The following is a 19,636-nucleotide window of genomic DNA, read 5'->3' as shown; positions in this document are numbered from 1 at the left end:
ATCCCCGGTTCACACCGAGCTCCGTCCATACCATTCGCTGGCCAGCGGGCGGTTCTGTCCGGGCGTCGATCCGTAGGTCACGACTTCGTCGACTCCGGCATCTCGGTAGCGCTGCAGTTGGTCGGCGCATGCCTCGACGGATCCAATCGCACAGGAGTCGTACATCCACTCGTCTGGCACCAATTTGGCCGGCTCGGCGAGTTCGGCTCGGTGAAAGACGCTGTCGGCGATCGTGTCGTGACCCTGAAGCTGGGCGTGCGAACGAATCTCGGTCAAGGTGGCCGTCGACCAGCCATTCATCTTGACCAGGGTGTCTCCCCAGCCCGGTGTCTGCAAGTAGGTGAGTGCGCGTGCGTGACAGATCTGTCGCGTCTCGAAGTCGCACAGCTGCGGCGCGGTGACTACGCTCTGCGCGATGCGCAGCGTGGCGGGGTCACGCCCGGCTCGCTCGCAGGCGGTGCGGATTCGCACGACCGACTCGTACGTCGCGTCAGGCGTGAGGTTCGGGATGAGGAGCACGCCGTCCATGCATTCCGCTGATAGCCGTGCACCTCGTTCCATGCCGAAAGATCCGTACCAGATCTCAGGATCCGGCCCGTCGTGTCGATCGTCCATGCACATGGGGGCGAATGTGCCTGCGGGTCCGTCGTATTCGACCTTCTCGCCGCGCCACAGCGCACGGATGATGCCGACGTAATCACGTAGTGCGGAATAGCTCGCCGAGCGAATTTTGCCGTTGACGATCGTGTCGGCCCCGCCTCCTCCCAGGCCGAGACCCAGCACGAACCGCGGCCCGTAGGCGGCCTGCATCGTCGATGCGAACGACGCGGCATGAAGTGGGTGGCGACCCGATGGCGGAATGACGCCGGTCGCAAGGCCGATGGTGGACGTCCGGGCACCGACGCCGCCGAGGAGAGCGCCCGCCTCCTTGAGGTTCCACCGCTCCGACAAGAACACCCGACGGAAACCGATGACTTCTGCATCGACGCCGTCTTGGACGCCCTGGCGTGGTGTTCTAGCAGCGGTTTCGGGTCCGTCACCCGGATTCGCCCGCACCCGGCCAGCGATGATGAAGGCGCTGAGATCGTCGATCATAGCGTTTCGAACGCGTCGAGTGCCTCGATGTGTTTCAGGCAACGCAGCACGCTGATCTCGCCGAGGCCGCGTCCGTCGCCGGTGTCGAGGGCTCCCAGCATCGCCAACCCCTGCCCGAGGGGATAGATGATGCTCTGCCGGTAGTGCTGAACGCACTGTTGATGGGTGTAGTCGCTGACACCGCCGGCGACCAACCCGTCGTGATAGCGCGTGAGCAGGCTCTCCCAATGCCGTTCCAGGTCAGCAGTGTCCATCGATCCAGCCAGGAGGTTGGCGACGTCTTGGGTGCCACGCGTGACAGCAGGGACTTGCCAGTCGATCAGGTAAGGAGTCACGGTGCCGGATGCCGGAGCGTCGTCGAAGAAGATGTTGTCGAGCCGACAGTCGTTGTGAGTGAGCGTGCGAGGGCCTTCCGCGCAGCCCTGCAGCACGTGGTTCCAGTTCTGCACCGCGTCGGCAACCGCCGCAAGCGTGCCGTCGCCGACGCGTCCCGCGAAACGTGCCACCAGCCCGGCGGCACCGCTGGTGACGACCTGGACGATCGTTTGGCTGTAGACGCCCTCGGTCGGAGACACCAGCCAATCGGCGTCCAATTCGGGCGACTGCCAGAACGCGGCATGCAATGCGGCGAGGCTGTCCATCATGGCAGCGGCATCGTCGACCTCGAGCCCGCGGCGCTGATCTCCCATCCGCAGCTCTCCCAGGTCCTGCAGGATGAGCGGGGTCGTGTCGCCGTCGCCGGCGTACATCAGGGCCGCGGTGCGCACCGGGACGCGAGTCGCCAAGTCGGCGTAAAACTTTCGCTCTCGGTCGAACAAACCCATCGCTCGATCCATCTGCACCTGAACTGGTTTCGAGCCACGAATCTTCGCGACGAGCGATTCGGGTCCCGCTGAGTCGGCGTCGGCGTAGGTAATGCGCAGCCGCGCCATGTCAGTCGTTGCGCCACTGATGGCAACGGCTTCAACGCGAAGATCGGTGATACTGCTCTGGTGGTGCCCACCGTCCCGTAGGACAGCGTCGAGCCAAGCTCGGTCCATTCGGATGAGCGTTTCATTGACACTCATGTCCCTGCCCTTCGAATGAAGCGAAAAAGTTTCGAGCCATCTCGACACGCCTTACGCAGCTGAGGGAAGCCGAGACACTCACGCCGTCGCATTCTTTAAACGCGAACAGATTTCGAGGCTGCGGGCGAGACCCTTCTGTGCATCCTCAGGCTCGAGAGCGAGAGGCAAGATGTCGCATACGCTGACCCAGGTAGCTCCAGCGTCGACGTAGGGCTGGACTTGAGCCGCCACCGATGCCGGCGTTCCGTAGACGAACGATCGCGCGGCCATCTCGTCGGTGACCTTCGAGAGCAACTCTTTCACCTCACCGTCGGACCACTTCACGGGCAACAGTTTCGTGGCGTAATGCCAGTCGTCGGGCAGTGGCGGCTCGAAGCCCTCGGTACGCCACGCCGGCATCTCGAGGCGGCCGTAGATTCCGGCCATCCACCGGAAGAAGCGACTGGCCAAGGCTCGCTGGATGATCTCCTGATCTTCGTGCACGAGCGCCATGAACCAGATGCCGAAGTGAAAATCCGCCGGGTCGCGGCCCTTCTCGGCGAGGTCGGTCTTGAGGGCATCCACTGACACCTCGAACGCCTCCGGCGTGGGGAACACGCACGGCACGATCGCAGCCATCCCATCGGCGTACGTCGTGCCAAGGTCCAGAAGCTTCGGTCCGCCACCGAGCACCCATACCTGCGGCCGCGTACCGCGAGCGGATCCCATCCAAGCATCTTTGAGGGACCAGTGATTGCCGTCTCGGGTCACCGGCTCGGTGGCGTTCCACAAGGCGTGGAAGGTCTTTAGTTGGTCCTCGAGTCGCTTGATGCCTTCCGAGCGCTTCCACCCGAACGGCGTCACCTGCTTGGCCTCCCCCGCGCCGATCATGACCATCGCCGTCCGGTTGGTCATGTTCTGCAGCGTCGACATCGTTTGGAACATCTCCGCCGGTCCGCGGCGGATCGCGTCCGTGCTGATCGCCACCCCAAGGTCCGGCGTGGAGGCCAGAACGTAGGCGCTTACGGCGAACGCGTCGGCGTAGGAATCGATGTCCGGCAACACTTTTGCCATCGGCGACTCCTCCGGAGACCACAGCTGGCGCGGCCAGAAATTCGTCATCTGATCCCAGACCAACAGCTCGTCCACCACGCCGCTCTGCGCTGCTGCCTGAGCCTGGGCAGCGAACGCCGACGGATGCGTGAATCGATCCGAGATCAATGGGATCGACGTCTTGACGGTCATACAACACTCCTGGACACATAGGTGTTTCTCGATTGGACGAGCCATCGCAGTGGCAGCGGCGCGCCCTAGCTTGGACCAAGGTCGGATAGGACCCGCTGTAGCGGGGCGGTGTCGTCGCTATCGCCACTCGCTCTGGTGCACGACGTTTCATGCCGGTCGCCGCCGTCGAGGTCGGCGCGGATGGCTTCCTGGGCGTTCTTGGGCAGGGTGTGCAGGATCTCGCGCACCCGGGCCTGGCGACGTGCGACGGCCTTGCGCTCGGGCATGCCGGGCGACGCGACGATCTGCGGGGGCACGCCCTCGATCTCCTCGACACCGCCCGCATGCTGTCCGGCGTCCAGCGCCGCCTGCTCCTCGGCCATGGTCGCCTCGTCCTTTTCCTCCGACATGCCGATCGGCCCGATGCGGCGGCCGTTGAGGAACTGCCGCACGACCGGCTCGTCGCTGGTCAGCAGCACCTCGCGGGGGCCGAACATGACCAGCTTGCGGCGGAACAGCATGCCCATGTTGTCCGGCACCGTGCGGGCGATGTTGATGTTGTGCGTGACGATCAGCACCGTGGCGTCGATCTGGGCGTTGATGTCGAGGATCAGCTGGCTCAGGTAGGCGGTACGAACCGGGTCCAGACCGGAGTCGGGCTCGTCGCACAGGATGATCTGCGGGTCCATCACCAGGGCGCGGGCCAGGCTGGCGCGCTTGCGCATACCGCCGGAGATCTCACCGGGGAACTTCTTCTCGTCGCCGCCGAGCCCGACCAGGGTCAGCTTCTCCATGACGATGTCACGGATCTCGCCTTCCTTCTTCTTGGTGTGCTCGCGCAGCGGGAAGGCCGCGTTGTCGAAGAGGTTCATCGAACCGAACAGCGCGCCGTCCTGGAACATCACGCCGAACAGCGTGCGGATCTCGTAGAGCTCCTTGGCCGAACACTGCAGGATGTCGGTGCCGTCGATGACGACCGAGCCGCGCTCCGGGCGCAACAGCCCGATCAATGACTTCAGGAAAACCGATTTGCCGGTACCCGACGGCCCCAGCAGGACGCTGACCTCCCCGGCGGGCAGGTCGAACGTCACGTCCTCCCAGATCGTCTGTGAACCAAACGATTTCGTCAGACCTTCAACCTGGATACCGATACCCACGCAAAATCCTCACTTTGTACTTGAACCCTGATGTGTGCTGAGAGAAGGCGCTGACGCCGGTCACGGTCCGACGACACCCGCGTACTGAGGACAGAACTCGTTGACCGCCAAGACGAAAAACTCGTGGGCTTGGCCGGGCTCAACCCTCGTGTACCGCAGAATCCGCGCTTCTATCTCGTCGGGAGGCCGGTTGTTGTAACTGAGCATGTTGCAGGCAGATTGCGCAATGGACTTCAGATTCGTTGGAGCAAAGGGGAAGCCGATCGCCTGGACGGACTTGACGAAACTGTCCTCGTCGGCCTGCGCCGTCGGTGCACCCTGGAATGCGAGTGTGAATCCGATTGCGAGGCAACCGAGAATCGTAACGTACGTTCGCATTGGGGTTCCGTTCTCCTGGGTTACAGCACTGAGATGCGATCTGACCGTTGATATGCGGGAGTGGCCGATCATTCCGGGCACAAGTAGATGAACGCCAACTGGGTCAGCGCCGGGTTCACAAAGGTGCCCGAACTTCCGATCATTCCGGTAGGCCGTCTGTCACAGGCGTACCTGCCGTCCGTCAACAGCCGCCCATCGCCACGGAACGCCATAGGGTCGTGCGTCATGGCCAAGACCTTGTGGGCCTGCTCCAGGTACTGGATCTCGTTGGGGGTCAGCGGGGTCAACGGGTCGGCGTGCGCGGACTGGGCACCGATCATCTCGACTGCCGATGTCACTAAAAGCCCTGCCGCCAAGGCCTTTCGTCGGTTCACCTCGTCCTCCTCACTTGCGCCCTTCTTCCGCACGGCTCGTACTGAACTCTTGACCTGGTCGTCACTGTGGACTCAGCCAGGTATGAGTCGGTGTCACGAAGAACCTGAACTGACCACGCGAGCAGTAGGTGCTCGTGTCCGCCATGGTCGCGCACGTCGTCCCGTTGTACTCGATGTAACTGCGCGGGGGCAGCTCTCGCTCCCCCCGGCCAGGGGGAGTCAGGAAGGCGAAGCCCGGATCGGTGCGCATGCGGATCTGTCCACTGACCCACCCGATGTTCGTCGTCCCCGGCGCACCGCGAATGTCTCCGGCGCATCCGAAGGCCCCCCTATCCCAGATTCCGCAGTTAAGTCCCAGCGGGGTCAAAAACCACACTCCCCCAGCACTATTGGTGAAATAGTCGTCGAACTTTACCTTGTCGTAGTAACGCAGAATGAAGTACGTTGCCGGGAATGGACTGGACGGGTCGCCCCCGTTCGGCTCGGCGTGCGATGCCGTCGGGATGGCGAACAACTGGGCGATCGCGCATCCAATCACCGCCAGCCCACGAAGAACCCAGCCGACTCTGGGCCAACACCGAGCCGTCATGGCAGGTTTCCCGGAGACGACTCGTTTTCCGCAGTGTGCGGAACGTTCCCGTAGCAGGTGGCGTTTCCGACGTCGAGGATGCTCTCGCAGAGCGTCTCCCCTCCTCTCGAGATGCGGACCGTCACGAAATGGCCCTGCAGAACTCGTCCGACGGTTGCCGCTGTACGAAAGTCCGGTCGCCAGTCCGCGCGCAGTTCGGCGCCGTCCGCCGTCGAACTCGTCGCCTTGACCACCGGGACGGTCAGGGTCCACGGCAACGGCACGTCCTGTAGCAGGTGCTTCCCCGACGTGTCGCGGTATTCGACGCCCGCCAATTGACCGACCGATTCGGAAAATATGTCGTACGTGACCAAATCCTCCGCGCGCGCCACCGGCGCGTGCAGCAAACCGCCGAGGCCGACGGCCAAGATTGCAGTCAACGAAATGTGCTTCACGTGGCGCCTCTCAAGTTCAGACGGACAGGTCCGAGCATTGGTGGGAGCGCTTTCAACCAGCAAGCACTGCAGTCATCAGGAAGATCTCCTTTTTGGCGTTGTACGTCGTGGCCACGCCGAACGATGTGTACGAGCAATCCGGGATCTTGGCGTAGCCCTGGAGCATCAGGGCCTTTACCGCAGTGCCCACGTCGTTCGTAGCGCTCGACAGGATCGCCGCCTTGTCGGCTGCGTAACCGAGATCCCGCAATATGGGAACCGCATCGGTTTCGGGAACTGCGCGAGAAGTGTGGTCGAGCCAGACATCCGTCGACTTGTTGACGCCATGCGCCGCCTGGTCCACCGTGGGATCCGACCGCAGTGGACCACACGAAGCGGCGCCACGCGCTGCCACTAGAGCGGCCCTCAGGCTCTCAGTCGGATCCGCCGCCGCACAGGGCGACGCGCCGGCAAGCCCGACGGTCGTGAATACCGTTGCAAAAGCCGCCGTTACGCGCCGGCTCGGCATGCGAAACCGGAAGTCCGACCTCTCGTCAATGCGCACCGCACCTCTCCTAATCACACACGTGGGAGCGGTGGATGTCGCTACCCCATCGCTTCGCCTTCTGCACCGACGGCCCGGTGAACCAGGCGGGTTGATGCGCCAGAATCCCGTTGTTGACGTTCGACAACTGCTCCCAGAGCTTGTAGAAGGCCTCACCCTCGTAGATCGCGAAGTAGTTGTCCCCGTATGGGTTCTGCGCCTGAGTCAGTGACTGCGCCCGCGGTCCCAGGAAGTCGACGGCTTGACTGATGTTGCCGGAGACGATGTCGACCTGCTGTTGGATGTTGCCCCTGGTGTAATCGTAATCTCGGTCGTCCGGGCCGATCCGGTTGAACTGCAACCGGTCGATCTGGGCGCGAAGAGTTGCGTATTGAGCGGAGTACCACTGACACATCTCGCCCATCGCCCTGATGTCGGTACCCGTGACCCGGTCCCGGATCTGGTCGTAGGGAAAGGGATACTTCGGGGCCCAGTTCGACGCCCTCGGCGTGATGACGGGTAACGGAGTGATCACGGCGCTATCAGGGGGAGGTTCGGGGAGGGGGATCTGATCATTGGGATCCGCCCCTGCCGGTGGTCCCGTCAAAACGCCCATCGCCGAGATGGTCACTGCGCATCCCACGGCCGCGATATGGCGTCGTATTCCAGCTATTGACGTCACGGCCGCCGCCTCGATTCGTTCGCTGTCGGCATGTTGCTACTTGGATCCCATGGCCGAGCCGATTCCGCCGACATCGGTAATCTGCCAGTTTTTGTTGCTGTCGATGGTCGTGCTGTAGGTGGCCGTCGACTGCAACGCTTCGGGCGCCTGTACCGTCTTCGTTTGCACGCTGACGAAGCTGTCCACGACGTAGATGCCCCCATTGACGGATCGCACCTTGGCGACCAAGGGTTTTGCGGACGAGCTCCACTGCAGGGGCACCAACACCTGTTCCATGGAGGTGCCGGCGTCGGAGAGTTTCTTGCTGAGTTCGGGGCTGGTTCCCGCGACGAGTTTGACACGCCAGCCCTGCATGTCTTTGAAGTCCATTGTCGCCGCGTTCACCGCGTAGTCGAGTGCGACCTTCTCAGCGTGGGCGGCGTTATCCGCTTGGGTGGCCTGAACGTTGAGCTGATGCTTCGCATCCAGGTACAGCCAACTCAACACGCCCACGGCGACCACCAGTACCGCGACCACGACTGCGCCGATCAGACCGCGCAGACTGATAGACACCGACCTTCGTTCCCGTTTGGGCGCAACATCGTCGGCCGCCTTGGTGTCCGCTTCGGCCACTTTGCGTGACTTCGTCTCGCCCGCAGTGGCGTTCGCATCCGACTCGTCGGCAGCGGTGACGCCCTCAGGTCCAAACGCTTCCTTTGCTTCGGTGTCACTGATGCTCATGTTCCAACCTTTCTCCTTGGAGTCCCTGGTGCCGAGTCACGGCCTCACACGCAGCGTGATGGCTCCTTCAGCAGGCACTTGCTGGAGGAAGTGATCCAGAATTTGCCCGCTGTCGAAGTTCATCAAAGTTGCGCCGATGTCGTTGAGCTTCGGCTGCAGCGCCTCGCCCAGTACTTTCAAATCGCCGCCATTGGTGTCCAGCAGGCCCTGAATTCGCGCAACGAGATTGTTGAGATTTCTCATGCCTTGGGGCATATCGCGACTGAACAGCATCGGCAGGTGCTTGAAGAAGTCCTGCCAGTAAACACCGGTGTCGATGCCGTTGGGGACAATCGCAAGCAGGTCGGGGTTGACCCATTCGGCGTTCCGGAGCAATGTCTGGAAGTTGCCGAGCAGCACGCGCCCTTGGCCGTGCCTGTCGTTGATCATGTTGTTGAAGAGGGTGCTCGCCCGTGACAGGTTGGGCAGCACGACATTCGGATCCGGCAGAGCGGTGTCTGACTCGCTGATGATGCGCCCGACGGCGTCGGGATTGAGTTGATTCAGCACTCGGACCACGCTGGTGGCCAACTCCGAAATGGACGGCGGCTGAATCACCGACTCGCTCGAAATGTGCTGATCGTTCTTCAGCATTTGCCCGCCGTCACTGCGAGGCGTCAGCTCTATGTACGACTCTCCCAGCGCAGACAGGTTTTCCAACCGTATCTCCGTGTCCACGGGTACCCGGTACTGCCCGTCGACATAGAAGCCGACCGTCGCGGCGGCGACGGACGTCCGGGTGTCCGTCACCTTGCCGACCGGTACGCCACGCAGCAGCACGTTTGATCCGACGACCAGTCCGTTCGTCTCGGGAACGTCCATAGTCAAATTGGTTCGGTCATCGGGTGGGCCGATCCGCAGTCCGAGCGACCAGAAGTAGGCCAGCACTATCGTGATGATGACGCCGAATGCCAGATAGGACACGACGTCGCGCAATCTCACCGCATTCATGGCGTCGCCCCGAGGATTCTCAGTACATCTTGGACGTTTCCGGATAGTTCACGCCCGTCGGGCCCGACTATCGAGGTGATGTTGATGGCTGGATATTTGTCGGCGGGAAGGAAGTAGTCGGTGAACAAGCGCCGGTACTTTGGTATCTCGGCTTCGCCGGCCACCTTCGACAGCTGCAGCGCACCCGTTGCGTCTGCCAGCGAAGTCAGGAGGGGGACCAACCAGTATCCGCCGAGAGTGATGCTGCCGAATCCCGGAAGCACGGTCGCAATGTAGTTCGAAACGGCGACAGTCTGATCGAAGCCGCGTTGCCCCGTCGGCGAGAACCAGTATTGCAGTTGGGGAATGTAACCGTTCACGACGGCGGCGGTCTTCGACACGCCGTCGAGTAGCTGGTCGACTCTGTCGATGTTCGCCGACAGCGCGGATAGATCGGTCTCGACACGTGCGGTCAGCGTTCGTACCTCGTCGCTGGACGGCACGACTCGATTCAGCCGGATGATCGTGTTCTGAGCCCGCTGAATCGATCCGCTGGAGACGAAATTCGCGAGGCTGGCGATGGTGTCCTCCAACTGCGGAGGGGACGTGGTCTGGGCTACGGGAATGACACCGCCCGCTTTGATTGCGGGCGCCGGCGTGTCGTTCGCCGGCGGCCGTTCGAGGGCCACGTAGATATCGCCGAGCACGGTGGCCTGCTGCAGTACGGCATGGATGTTTGACGGGATGGTTACCCCGTGCGCGACCCGCGCGGTGACGTCGACGCTGTCCTTGGTGAGCGACATCTTGGACACGACGCCGACGGTCACGCCATCGAGCACCACCTTCGCCCGTTCCGGAAGGTTCAGCGCGCTGGCGAAGCGCATCACGACGTCGTAACCGTCGTCGTAGGAGGCGCCCGGCGCTGGTATCGCGTTGACGTTGAGGGACGCACACGAGGTGAGCGTCACGGCACAAGCGGCTGCGGCGATGGCTGCTCGGAGGCGCGTCGTCATCGCTTCGCCGCCTCGGTGAGCACGTACTGCAGTAACGCGACGTCCACTGCGTACGGCGTACCCTTGACGTTCGCGCAGCTACCCGGCATCGAGGCGTTCATGATGTTGCATTGGGCAACTCCGTTGGGGGTGCGGAGCCGATACATCGGCGGCCGATAGTGCAGGGTGAACTCGTGGTTGTTGGCGAGGTTGATGAGTCCGTTGATCACGCGAGGCGCCACGTTGAGCAGGCTGGCGTAGTAGGGCGCGCGGGGGCTGAGCTTCCTGAGCATGACCGAGACCGCATCGAGCAGTTGCTGGATCTGCGGACCGAGTTCCCTCTCGATGGCCGAGGCGGCCTCGATGATCGGAAGGAGCCCTTCGAACGCGTCGGTGGCGCCTTTGAAGGAGTCGGCTACCTCTCGCGATACGGAGACGGCACCGTCGTCGAACACTCCCTTAAGCGTCGGATTGATGTCGACGAGCATGGTCGTCAACTGGGTGAGGTTCGCGGAAATGGAGCCCAGGTCGCCGATGGCCTGGTCGGGTGAGTCCAGTACCGACGACGTGGTGGTCAAAAGCTTGTTCGCGTTCGGCCCCTGGTTGTGTACCGCCTGATCGACGCCGGCGACCACTCGGCCGATGTTGTCCGATCCCGCGGGGTTCATGGAGTTGATGAAGTTGGTCGACGATCCGATCACTTCGGACAGGCTCTTCGGCGTCAGCGACCGGTTGAGCGGTATGCACCCTCCGGGGGACATGTGCGCACCGGTTTCGTAGTCACCGACGAGTTCCAGAGCTCGGTCGGCGAGAATGGTCGTGGACCGGGTAACAGCTTTTGCGTTCTTCGGGATCGCCCGTCCACCGTCGATGGTGAAATCCACTCGGACCGATTGTGCCGATGGGGTGATCGCGGAGACTTTGCCGATGGGGTAGCCGAGGTGGGTCACCGGGTTGTTCACGTAGAGCCCGACGCTGTCGGGCATGATCGCGCAGTACCCGACGGACTCCGACGTCGCGGAAGTGGTGCACGAGGCGCTGCTCAGCGCCATGAAAATGGCGACGGAAGCAGGCAACGCGCGCCGGACAATCTGAGGCATGGACATCAGCACGCGCTCCCCGGAACCGGGACGCAAATGTCGGTCGCCAAGAGACCCGGTGGCGCGTTCTGAGCGTTCAGCACCCGATCGAACAGATTCTGAACCCGCCGCAGCGCCTTGATCGTCACGCCGTTGTGTTCTATGAACAACCGACCCCTTTCGAGGAAGTTCCGCACTTTCTCGATAAATTCGAGACTGTGCGCCTCGTAGAAATCGCCGAGTGGTTTCAACGCGAGGAGGACGTCGCCGAGGCCCTGGATCGTGTTGGAGAAGCCGTGGTCGTAGATCACCAGGGTCTGGGTCAGAATCGACGCTTTCCGGACGAGTTGAGCGAATTTGTCGCGGTAGTTGGATAACGCCCTGATGTATTCATCCGACAGGTTGAGAATGCTCGTGACTTGGCCTCGTTGTCGTTCCACAGTGGACATCAACTCGTTGCCGGCGTCGATGACAGTGGAGATCACTTGCACATTCGTGCCCGACAAGCCTTGCGAAATCTGGTCAAGAGACTCGTTGATGGCTTTCGTGGAGACGTTGTCGGTGATCTTGGTCGTATCGGTGAGGGCGCGAATGAGGCTGTATGGCATCATCACCCGCGATCGCGGGATGGTTCGCGAGCCCAGAGCGGTGCTGCCCATCGAAGCGATGTTCACGTAGTAGCCGCCGACGACGGTTAGCATTCGCACGTCGATCTGGGACTGATCACCGACGAAAGCGTCATCGTCGATCTTCGCGGTGACCAGGACTTGGCTCGGCTCGAGTTTCAGATTGGTGACCGTCCCCACCTTGATCCCGGCCATTCGAACCTCGTCTCCCGTACGGATCGCGTTCGCATCGTCGGTGTAAAAGGTGACAATCTTGCTGGTACCGGGGGTGTTGTAGTAGATGTACGCCAGCACCAGTGCCACGACGAGGGCGAATGCGATCGCCGCGAAGCCCCAGGCGGTCTGATTGCGCGCGAGCTTTCCGAGATTCAGCGATTGCACAGCACCACCCGCTGTCCGTTGAGCAGCACGTCCATCGTCTCCGGTAGCTGGAAATTGCCGCGCGAACATGGCTCGATCTCTGTTCCTTCGTTGCCGGGCGGTGGGATGTTCTCGTTGATCACCGGCACCAACTTGAACGCGTCGAAGAAGTTGTCGAGATTACTGAATGCGCGGTCGAACGCCTCATCAATATTGACTCCGTTCCTGAAGCCGGCGTTGTGGAGCAATCGAATTGTGGGATCAAAGAAGTCCTTGCTGTACACGAGGTCCTTACGGAATTCGTCCAGAATGGTCAGGGCACCGTCGATAGGCTGATTCGCCAGGTCGACGAGGTGGATGAACTTGTCGGACGTGCCTCCGATGCCCTTGGAGATGTTCGACAGATTCTGGATCAACGTCGCCACCACCTGCTGGCGCTCCGAGACGAATTCGGTCAGCCTCCGGATGCTGTCCAGTAGCGGCTTCAGTCCACTTCCATCGCCGGTCAGGAACGATGCCGCGTTCGCGGTGAAGGTGTTGATCTCTTCTGGACTCAACGTGGCGAGCACGGGTTGCAAGCCGTTGAAAAGGGCTGTCACGTCGAACGAGGGCTGAGTCATCGACGTCGGTATCTGCGTCACGACGTCGCCGGTGCGGTACCCCTCTGCGGGATTGGTGACGTCGATGTAGCGGACACCGGTGAGGGCCTGGAATTTGATGGCCAGCCTCGTGATCCCCACCACGCCGTACTTCTGGTCCAAGGTCATCTGAACCCGTGCGACGTTCTGTCCATTGATCCTCGCCAGGTCGACGGACTTCACTTTCCCCACCCGGACACCCCTGACACGTACGTCGCCGTCGGGATGAAGCCCGGAAGCGTCCGTGAAATCCGCTGTGTACGCGCGGGTGTCGACAGCGACCGGATTGGTCAGGGTATTGGCGAGCAGGATGAACAGGACCACCGCAAGGGCGAGTGCTACGCCTATGCGCCAGGTTGCGGCCAATGGTTTCATGGCGTTCCCTCCGTGGTGACTGCCAGCGGCGCGGCTACTCCGGGAAGGCTGTCGAGCAGGATTCGGACCGAAACCGCGCGCTGGTCACCGTTTCCCGCGTAGAGCTTCTGGAAGCGATCACGCAATTCTGCGAGCTTCTGCGCGACGTCGTCCGGCCGCAGCAAGACCGGTCCCGTATCGGTGATGGCCTTGATTCCGCTGATCAGCGGTGTCAGGTCATCGACGTGGCTGCCGACGAGTTTGCCGACTGCGGCGAAGAGACCGTTCTGGATGAGGTCCAAGGTGACCTTCCAGTGATCGTGGAAGTACTCCGGAGACAAATCGCCGATATTGGGTGTCTTCGCATTAACTACGTAGGGCCGCTGCAGCACTGGGCCGGAGGTGGCCGGGTCCTGCACTGCTTGACCGGGGTAGTAGTCGTATCTGACCACTCTCGTGCCTGCCTCCACCACCGCGTCGGTGAATGCCGGGAACGCGGCGATCGACGTTGACAGATTTGTGAGGAGTTGTTCGGTGGGAACCGTTTGGACGGCATCGACCGCTCTTGTCACCGTCACAGCCGTTTCGATTGTCGGGTTGAGTGCATCGGTGTAGCGAGTGACGCGTTCGATAACGCTGATGAGCTGTGGGGTAAGGGAACTCGCCGAGACGTCCCCCAATTTATTGAGCAGCTCCGAAAGGGTGAAGTTTCCCGTCGGCTGTAGAGCGAGTCGGCTACCATCGCGAAGCGCGTGGCCGCCCGAGTTCGGGACCAGGTTGATGCCTGGGACACCGAAGTAGTTGATGGGCCGGAAGTCGATGTTCATCGCGTCGGTGAGGCCGCGGGTCGGCTGTGACTGCAATTCCGTCGCAAGTTGGACTTTTCCGCCGGCGGTGTTGGTGACGTTCGTGACTTCACCAACCTTGACGCCGTGCAGGACGATGGCGGTGCCGGTTTCGACGCCTTGTCCGACGTACGGCGTGATGATCGAAATGGAGTACGTCCCTTTGGCTCTCCCACCGAACGGGTTCGTGACGATGGCGGCGGCGACTAGGGCGATACAGGCCACCACGGCGGCGCCGATGGTCATCAACACCCGTTCTTGGCGTTGAGTGGAACCTCTTAGCATGTGTGGGCCACTATCCTTTGAACACGAACACGGGCTTGATGCCCCACAGAAGGACGGTTGTCAGGAAGTCCAGGACGACGATCGTGACCAGACTCGCGCGCACGGCACGTCCCGACGCCTGGCCCACTCCGACCGGCCCGCCCGAGGCAAAGTAGCCGTAGTAGCAGTGGATCAACGTCACGGCGACGCAGTAGATGCTCAGCTTGATCACCGAATAAAGCAGGTCGATCGGCGTCAGGAACTGCACGAAGTAGTGGGTGTAGGTACCTCCGGGTTGACCGTTGAAAAGAACGGCCACCGCCTCCATCGTGTAGAAGACCCCCAAAAGGGTCAGAAGGTAGCCGGGCACGACCGTCGTGAGTGCGCCGATCAACCGGGTGCCGACGACGAATGGAATTGGCCGCAAGCCCATCGAGTCGACGGCGTCGATCTCCTCTGAGATGCGCATCGCCCCGATCTCGGCCGTCATGCGCGTACCCGCCTGCGACATGAAAGCGATTCCGGCGACGATGGGTCCGAGGATGCGAACTGCGCCAATACCACCGATGATGCCGGCCAGCGACCCGAACCCCAGGATGTTCAGAATCGCCAACGCCTCAATGGCCAGCGAGGCACCCGTGGCGACACCCAGGATCAGCAGAACGCTGATCGTGCCGCCGTCCACGATCAGCGACCCCCGACCCCACGCCATGTTGAGTGTCGCCGCCAATGTCTGCCGGTAGTACTTGCGAACCGTCAGCGGTAGGTACCAGAACACCTGGGCGATGAATAACGTCCACTGTCCAAACCCTCGCAGCGGTGTCGTGACCGACCCAACGGCTGCCTTACGCGTCCGCCCCAGGACGGCAGAAGGAGCTGACATCACGCCACCGCCGTGGGGAAGAACATCGTCTGAATCTGGGTGATGATCAAATTCGCGAAGAGAATCAGTACGACGTTGATGACGACAGCCGCGTTGACGGCGTCAGCCACGCCCCGCGGACCGCCCTTGGCCTCTATTCCCCGCATTGACGAAATGACCGCCACGATGGCCGCGAAGACGAGACCCTTCGCAATCGCGAAGTAGACGTCGACCATCTTGGCGAAGGTCCCGAACGAGTTCCAGAAGCTCCCAGGTGCTACATCGCTCACCGTGACCGACAGCAGATACGCCGACGCCGTGCCGGACGCGATGATGACGAGGGTGAGGACAGGCGCGATGAGCAGTAGCGCCAGGAATCTGGGCACTACCAGACGCCGGACGGGGTCAACGCCGAGCACGCGCATCGCGTCGAGTTCCTCTCGAATGGCACGCGCTCCGAAGTCCGACGCGATCGCCGAGGCCGCGGCACCGCCCATCAAAAGGCCTGCGGTGACGGGCGCACCCTGACGTAGAACGCCTACGCCGCTCGCCGCGCCGAGGAGTGCGGTCGCGCCCACCTCGGCCACGAGTCCCGACGTCACGACCGTGACGATTCCGCCGATCGGTATGGCCATCAGCACGGCTGGAGTCGCGGTCACTTTCAGCAGGGTCCACGCCTGCCAGAGGAACTCCGCGACGGGGAGGCGAAGGGTCAGTGTGTCTTGCAAGGCGTAGCGGAGCACCGAGACGGCGAGATGAATGCCGCGGCCGGTGGTGCCTGCAGCTCGGCCGGGAGCGGCGCCGAGTTCCGCGACCTTTCGTCCGACAGCTGTTTGTGACCACCGCATCCGTGGTGGCTCGTGACCGACCGACCGTTCGGATACCGAAGGTGGAGTTGCGATCCCTACCATCCGGCGGCCGCCGGCGTGGTCGAAGGCGCAACAACAAGTCGAGTCGAGGACGCCGGTGTCGCCACCCCATCCTGGACGGTTCTCGACCACGAACGATGCGTGGGTAGAACCAACGAATATTCTTCTAATTCAAAATAAATTATGATGCCAAAAAATTTTCTGACGCAACGGATTTCGCGGAATCCGACCTTGCGGTGACGTGTGGGTACCGATTCGCCCACAATCGCGCTGCCCATCGTTTGATTCCCCGACCTTCCATCCGGACCCGACAGGGTTCGCTGTTCCGCCCCCGCCGTGGCGAAGTTGCTCGAATTACGAGCTAGCCCGACACCATAGAACACAAGCTTGTTCGGCCTCATGACCGCGCCCATAGTATGAGCTGAGTCACTCCGGGTCAACTAGGTGTTCGCGGACACGTCGAACCGGTCTTCCCGCAGTGGTTGTGCGCCAGCGGAACTCCCGTCATCCGGTGTCTCATCCGCACCCAACGGCGAGCGGCGGTTCGGACGCGACGCCCTTCAGAGCCCTTGGGCGAAGCGTGCCGCCCTCGCAGACGCCGGATCGGGCGCTCGCCGATCGCACCGCCGGTGGAGACTCGACTTGGGCTCTCAATCTGCCTCTTCGGGACGTCTGGAAGGCGACGCATTCTCGCGACGCGAGAGCGGGACCGACGGTGCCACCCTCGCTCGTCGGGATTTCGAACTTCCCGTAATCCCGTTGCGCGGCGCCTGGGCAAGATCGTTCGGTCAGGCCGGGCCCGGTTGGGCGGTCGACGATCGTCGACTTCTGCCGGCTCTGGTCGGCGTGCTCGCAGCGCAGAAACCTCGTCGCTGGAGGGCCCACCTAACGCAGGTTGCGGCGAATCAAGTACACACCGTAGACTTCGTTTTTATTTCAGGTTCGAAAAGTGATCGGAGTCTGGATGCGCTCGGAATCGGCGTTGGATCACACCACGCCCAACGCGCTTCACGCGATGTCGATACCGACCGCCACCTGGAGTTCAATCAACCTGGCCGAAGCCGTGCCCGGTGTGATGACGCCGTTGTGCGCCAGCGTCTGGGTGCCTGCGAGCGAACTCGGTCTGCGCCAGCCGTTCCTGGCGATGGGTGCGTTGCCCGCTGACCTCGGGGGCATTCCAGCCGATCCCGCTGACCGCATCACCAACGCCTTCTTCGGGCGCATGGCGGTGCGCGTGGACTTCCTATGCGAGATGGGCGATCTGATTCCAGGACAGTCCGGCGAGGCGCTCTCGCGGGACTTCTTCGGGTTCGTACCGGAGGATTTCCACAGCCGACCGTCTGTCAGGCGGTTGCCACACATCCTGATCCGCTACCCGCGCGCCGTCGCCACCATCGGCCGGCGGGTCAGGCGACTGCGCGGCGACATCGACACCTGGTGGCGGGCCGAGACGAGCCGAATGACCGATCTCGGCTACGAGGAGGCGCAACGCGTCGCGGCCGCCGCACGGGATCGATTCTTCGATGCGCTCGCCGCACAGGCGGTCATATCCGCCACGGTCATTCAGCCGCTCCAGGAGCAGCTGGCCACCGTCTGCCGGCATGCCGGCGTGGACGCCGCAGTACTGCTGCGTGGAGCCTCGCACGAGGAGGGCGCCGTCCTGGACGACCTTTGGGCGGTCTCCCGCGGAAATCTCGACGTCGAGCAGTTCGTGCTCAGGCACGGCTACCACGGTCCCGGCGAGGGTGAACTTGAGACCCGCGTGTGGCGGGAGGATCCGGCCGCGGTGAACAGCTTGGTTCGGCGCTATCAGGCGAAACCGGACACGGAGTCGCCGAGCGCCCACACCGCTACGCACCGTGACAAGCGGCAGCGGGCCGAACGCACGCTGCTCTCCGCGTCCGGGCCGCTGGGCCGGCTTCGATCGCGGAGCGTGCTGGGCCTCGCCCGGCGCTACATCCCATTGCGCGGTACCGGCAAGGTGTCCTATCTGCAGTGCCTCGACGTGCTCCGCGCCGCTGCGCGACACCTCGGGTCGTTGATGGTCGCCTCCGGGCGGCTGACGGTGCCGGACGACACGCTGTACTTGACGATCGACGAATTAAGCGGTCCGTTCGCCGCCGACCCCGCCGTCGACATTAAGGCCGTCGTCGCAGAGCGGCGCGAACTGCGGCGCCGTTATCAGGCGATGACGCTCCCCACCGCCTGGACCGGGCAGCCGGTGCCTCGAATCGCCGACGGGGGCACGGAGGTGCGGCCGACCTCCGCCCTGTCCGGGGTAGGCGCGTGCGCAGGCGTCGTGAAGGGCCGTGCGGTCGTGGTGGACGATCCCGCGGAGGCGGACGTCGACGACGGTGACATCCTCGTCGCCCGCACGACGGACCCGTCGTGGGTGTCACTGATGTTCCTGAGCTCCGGACTGGTCGTCGACATCGGCGGCCTGATGAGCCACGCCGCTGTCGTGGCCCGCGAACTGGACATTCCGTGCGTGATGAACACCGGCATCGGCACCAGTGTGCTGCGTACGGGCGATCTCATCAGGATCGACGGTGCGGCGGGAACCATCGAACTACTCCGCAGGGCCATGGACCCGACGACAGACGACGAAAGGACTTCATCATGACCGGCCTCCTCAACAGCGATGCATCTCCGAGTGCTGGCGGCGCGGCGGCGTGGGGACCGCTGGCCACCGCCGTGCATGCCGACGCCGCGGGGCCCGACGACCCGACGTGGAAGGACAACGCGTACCTCTCCTTCTGGGACGTTGACTCGAACGTCTACGGAACCATGCACGTCTCCACGTCGCCCAACGACGACAAGGCACGTCGCGCACGATTCTCGGTCAGTCTCCAGGGCCGAGTGTTCGAGGTCATCGAAGAACTGCCCGCGGGTTCGTTCGCCAGTCAGTCCATGTCGTTCGGGCTGGACGGCACCATCGCCGTCGATCATCGGGACCTGAAGGCGCGGTTCGGCAACGCACCGCTGTGGACGCCGGCCGATTTCAGCATCAACGAGCTCATCCCGCCCCTTGTACCGGGCAAGCCGCTGCAACACTTCCAACAGGCTTGCACCCTGTCGGGAACCGTCCAAGCCGACGGAGACACGTGGACGGTCGAAGCGACTGGGATGCGGGATCGCACTTGGGGATTCCGTGACGAGGCGGCACAGTGGCTCGAATACGCCGGCCTGGTGTGCGTCATCGACGGCGGTTTCGTGTCGGCAATGAAGTTCCTCGGGTCGGATGGCACGCTGCGTTCGGACGGATATTGGGTCGACGACGCCGGGGGCGTCCTGATCACCGACATTAAGTTCCGCCGCAACGCCGCTGCGCAATTCCTTGCAGCCACTCTCGAGATGGCCGACGGCCGAGTCGAGACGATCGAGGCGACGTCGCGGCGCGCGGGGTTCTTCGTGCCGATGGGGCGCGACACCGATGGTCCCGCATTCGGAACGTACGACGACTTCATGACCCTGCGGTGCCATGAACGGCACGGAGCGGGCTTCGTCGAACAAGGCGTCGTACACCGGGTGTGCTGACCACAGTCGCATTCGGACA

At 62.8% G+C, this 19,636-nt stretch carries 21 protein-coding genes; 2 read left to right on the top strand and 19 right to left on the bottom strand.

Annotated features, from left to right (window positions below; translation table 11 throughout):
* Positions 1-9 precede the first annotated feature (9 nt).
* From AC0KS4_RS06520 to AC0KS4_RS06430, 19 genes are all read right to left on the bottom strand, one after another.
* Positions 10-1,095, bottom strand: a complete 1,086-nt coding sequence (locus tag AC0KS4_RS06520; RefSeq protein ID WP_238957612.1) for a TIGR03857 family LLM class F420-dependent oxidoreductase — start codon at positions 1,093-1,095, stop codon at positions 10-12.
* Entirely contained in the window at positions 1,092-2,027 is a 936-nt protein-coding gene (locus AC0KS4_RS06515) for an oxidoreductase family protein (RefSeq protein ID WP_014384283.1), read from the bottom strand. Before AC0KS4_RS06515 ends, AC0KS4_RS06520 begins: the two co-directional genes overlap by 4 nt.
* A gap of 213 nt (positions 2,028-2,240) precedes the next feature.
* The gene (locus AC0KS4_RS06510; protein WP_014384282.1) at positions 2,241-3,386 is read right to left on the bottom strand and encodes an LLM class flavin-dependent oxidoreductase; all 1,146 of its coding nucleotides are present in this window, start codon (positions 3,384-3,386) and stop codon (positions 2,241-2,243) included.
* A gap of 65 nt (positions 3,387-3,451) precedes the next feature.
* Positions 3,452-4,522 carry an ABC transporter ATP-binding protein gene (locus tag AC0KS4_RS06505; protein WP_238957611.1) on the bottom strand — a complete coding sequence of 357 codons (1,071 nt, stop codon included), beginning with the start codon at positions 4,520-4,522 and terminating at the stop codon, positions 3,452-3,454.
* A 60-nt stretch (positions 4,523-4,582) separates the two neighbouring features.
* Positions 4,583-4,900 (bottom strand): DUF732 domain-containing protein, encoded by a 318-nt coding sequence (locus AC0KS4_RS06500; RefSeq protein WP_014384280.1) that lies wholly within the window; start codon positions 4,898-4,900, stop codon positions 4,583-4,585.
* Between the two features lie 68 nt (positions 4,901-4,968).
* Positions 4,969-5,238, bottom strand: a complete 270-nt coding sequence (locus AC0KS4_RS06495; RefSeq protein ID WP_232065579.1) for a hypothetical protein — start codon at positions 5,236-5,238, stop codon at positions 4,969-4,971.
* A gap of 97 nt (positions 5,239-5,335) precedes the next feature.
* A complete protein-coding gene (locus AC0KS4_RS06490; RefSeq protein ID WP_238957610.1) occupies positions 5,336-5,863 on the bottom strand; it encodes a hypothetical protein in 528 nt (175 codons plus the stop codon).
* Positions 5,860-6,282, bottom strand: coding sequence for a hypothetical protein (locus AC0KS4_RS06485; RefSeq protein ID WP_041785496.1), 423 nt, complete (start codon positions 6,280-6,282; stop codon positions 5,860-5,862). The genes AC0KS4_RS06490 and AC0KS4_RS06485 overlap by 4 nt, the downstream gene beginning before the upstream one ends.
* A 67-nt stretch (positions 6,283-6,349) precedes the next feature.
* Positions 6,350-6,640, bottom strand: coding sequence for a hypothetical protein (locus tag AC0KS4_RS06480; protein ID WP_014384277.1), 291 nt, complete (start codon positions 6,638-6,640; stop codon positions 6,350-6,352).
* 211 nt (positions 6,641-6,851) lie between these two features.
* Positions 6,852-7,355: a hypothetical protein gene (locus AC0KS4_RS06475; RefSeq protein ID WP_014384276.1), complete on the bottom strand. Its 504-nt coding sequence runs from the start codon at positions 7,353-7,355 to the stop codon at positions 6,852-6,854.
* Between the two features lie 183 nt (positions 7,356-7,538).
* Positions 7,539-8,222: a hypothetical protein gene (locus AC0KS4_RS06470; RefSeq protein WP_014384275.1), complete on the bottom strand. Its 684-nt coding sequence runs from the start codon at positions 8,220-8,222 to the stop codon at positions 7,539-7,541.
* A gap of 36 nt (positions 8,223-8,258) precedes the next feature.
* Complete coding sequence (locus tag AC0KS4_RS06465) at positions 8,259-9,212, bottom strand: MlaD family protein (RefSeq protein ID WP_014384274.1); 954 nt, start codon at positions 9,210-9,212, stop codon at positions 8,259-8,261.
* Positions 9,209-10,204 (bottom strand): MlaD family protein, encoded by a 996-nt coding sequence (locus AC0KS4_RS06460; protein ID WP_080587999.1) that lies wholly within the window; start codon positions 10,202-10,204, stop codon positions 9,209-9,211. Before AC0KS4_RS06460 ends, AC0KS4_RS06465 begins: the two co-directional genes overlap by 4 nt.
* A complete protein-coding gene (locus AC0KS4_RS06455) occupies positions 10,201-11,169 on the bottom strand; it encodes an MlaD family protein (RefSeq protein WP_238957609.1) in 969 nt (322 codons plus the stop codon). Before AC0KS4_RS06455 ends, AC0KS4_RS06460 begins: the two co-directional genes overlap by 4 nt.
* A gap of 119 nt (positions 11,170-11,288) precedes the next feature.
* Entirely contained in the window at positions 11,289-12,269 is a 981-nt protein-coding gene (locus tag AC0KS4_RS06450) for an MlaD family protein (RefSeq protein WP_014384271.1), read from the bottom strand.
* Entirely contained in the window at positions 12,257-13,261 is a 1,005-nt protein-coding gene (locus tag AC0KS4_RS06445) for an MlaD family protein (RefSeq protein WP_041784874.1), read from the bottom strand. Before AC0KS4_RS06445 ends, AC0KS4_RS06450 begins: the two co-directional genes overlap by 13 nt.
* Positions 13,258-14,331 carry an MlaD family protein gene (locus AC0KS4_RS06440; protein WP_232065577.1) on the bottom strand — a complete coding sequence of 358 codons (1,074 nt, stop codon included), beginning with the start codon at positions 14,329-14,331 and terminating at the stop codon, positions 13,258-13,260. Before AC0KS4_RS06440 ends, AC0KS4_RS06445 begins: the two co-directional genes overlap by 4 nt.
* A gap of 49 nt (positions 14,332-14,380) precedes the next feature.
* Positions 14,381-15,232 (bottom strand): MlaE family ABC transporter permease, encoded by an 852-nt coding sequence (locus tag AC0KS4_RS06435; protein WP_051019720.1) that lies wholly within the window; start codon positions 15,230-15,232, stop codon positions 14,381-14,383.
* Entirely contained in the window at positions 15,232-16,059 is an 828-nt protein-coding gene (locus tag AC0KS4_RS06430) for an ABC transporter permease (RefSeq protein ID WP_051019718.1), read from the bottom strand. The genes AC0KS4_RS06435 and AC0KS4_RS06430 overlap by 1 nt, the downstream gene beginning before the upstream one ends.
* A 1,123-nt stretch (positions 16,060-17,182) precedes the next feature.
* Between AC0KS4_RS06430 and AC0KS4_RS06425 the strand changes: the two genes are divergently transcribed.
* Entirely contained in the window at positions 17,183-18,703 is a 1,521-nt protein-coding gene (locus AC0KS4_RS06425; RefSeq protein ID WP_238958012.1) for a PEP-utilizing enzyme, read from the top strand.
* The gene (locus tag AC0KS4_RS06420) at positions 18,700-19,617 is read left to right on the top strand and encodes a DUF7065 domain-containing protein (RefSeq protein WP_238957608.1); all 918 of its coding nucleotides are present in this window, start codon (positions 18,700-18,702) and stop codon (positions 19,615-19,617) included. Before AC0KS4_RS06425 ends, AC0KS4_RS06420 begins: the two co-directional genes overlap by 4 nt.
* Positions 19,618-19,636: the final 19 nt, after the last annotated feature.

This window comes from Mycobacterium sp. NTMscope_MAC_12 (assembly GCF_976985675.1).
Note: the sequence above shows the minus strand (reverse complement) of the source record. Positions and strands in the feature narration are given on the sequence as shown.

Bases quoted from the DNA above. Each gene is read 5' to 3' on its own strand.
- AC0KS4_RS06445 (WP_041784874.1), bottom strand. From the start codon at position 13,261: ATGAAACCATTGGCCGCAACCTGGCGCATAGGCGTAGCACTCGCCCTT.
- AC0KS4_RS06440 (WP_232065577.1), bottom strand. From the start codon at position 14,331: ATGACCATCGGCGCCGCCGTGGTGGCCTGTATCGCCCTAGTCGCCGCC.
- AC0KS4_RS06470 (WP_014384275.1), bottom strand. From the start codon at position 8,222: ATGAGCATCAGTGACACCGAAGCAAAGGAAGCGTTTGGACCTGAGGGC.
- AC0KS4_RS06430 (WP_051019718.1), bottom strand. From the start codon at position 16,059: ATGCGGTGGTCACAAACAGCTGTCGGACGAAAGGTCGCGGAACTCGGC.
- AC0KS4_RS06520 (WP_238957612.1), bottom strand. From the start codon at position 1,095: ATGATCGACGATCTCAGCGCCTTCATCATCGCTGGCCGGGTGCGGGCG.
- AC0KS4_RS06500 (WP_014384280.1), bottom strand. From the start codon at position 4,900: ATGCGAACGTACGTTACGATTCTCGGTTGCCTCGCAATCGGATTCACA.
- AC0KS4_RS06435 (WP_051019720.1), bottom strand. From the start codon at position 15,232: ATGTCAGCTCCTTCTGCCGTCCTGGGGCGGACGCGTAAGGCAGCCGTT.
- AC0KS4_RS06455 (WP_238957609.1), bottom strand. From the start codon at position 11,169: ATGCCCGACAGCGTCGGGCTCTACGTGAACAACCCGGTGACCCACCTC.
- AC0KS4_RS06490 (WP_238957610.1), bottom strand. From the start codon at position 5,863: ATGACGGCTCGGTGTTGGCCCAGAGTCGGCTGGGTTCTTCGTGGGCTG.
- AC0KS4_RS06420 (WP_238957608.1), top strand. From the start codon at position 18,700: ATGACCGGCCTCCTCAACAGCGATGCATCTCCGAGTGCTGGCGGCGCG.
- AC0KS4_RS06515 (WP_014384283.1), bottom strand. From the start codon at position 2,027: ATGGCGCGGCTGCGCATTACCTACGCCGACGCCGACTCAGCGGGACCC.
- AC0KS4_RS06510 (WP_014384282.1), bottom strand. From the start codon at position 3,386: ATGACCGTCAAGACGTCGATCCCATTGATCTCGGATCGATTCACGCAT.
- AC0KS4_RS06460 (WP_080587999.1), bottom strand. From the start codon at position 10,204: ATGACGACGCGCCTCCGAGCAGCCATCGCCGCAGCCGCTTGTGCCGTG.
- AC0KS4_RS06465 (WP_014384274.1), bottom strand. From the start codon at position 9,212: ATGAATGCGGTGAGATTGCGCGACGTCGTGTCCTATCTGGCATTCGGC.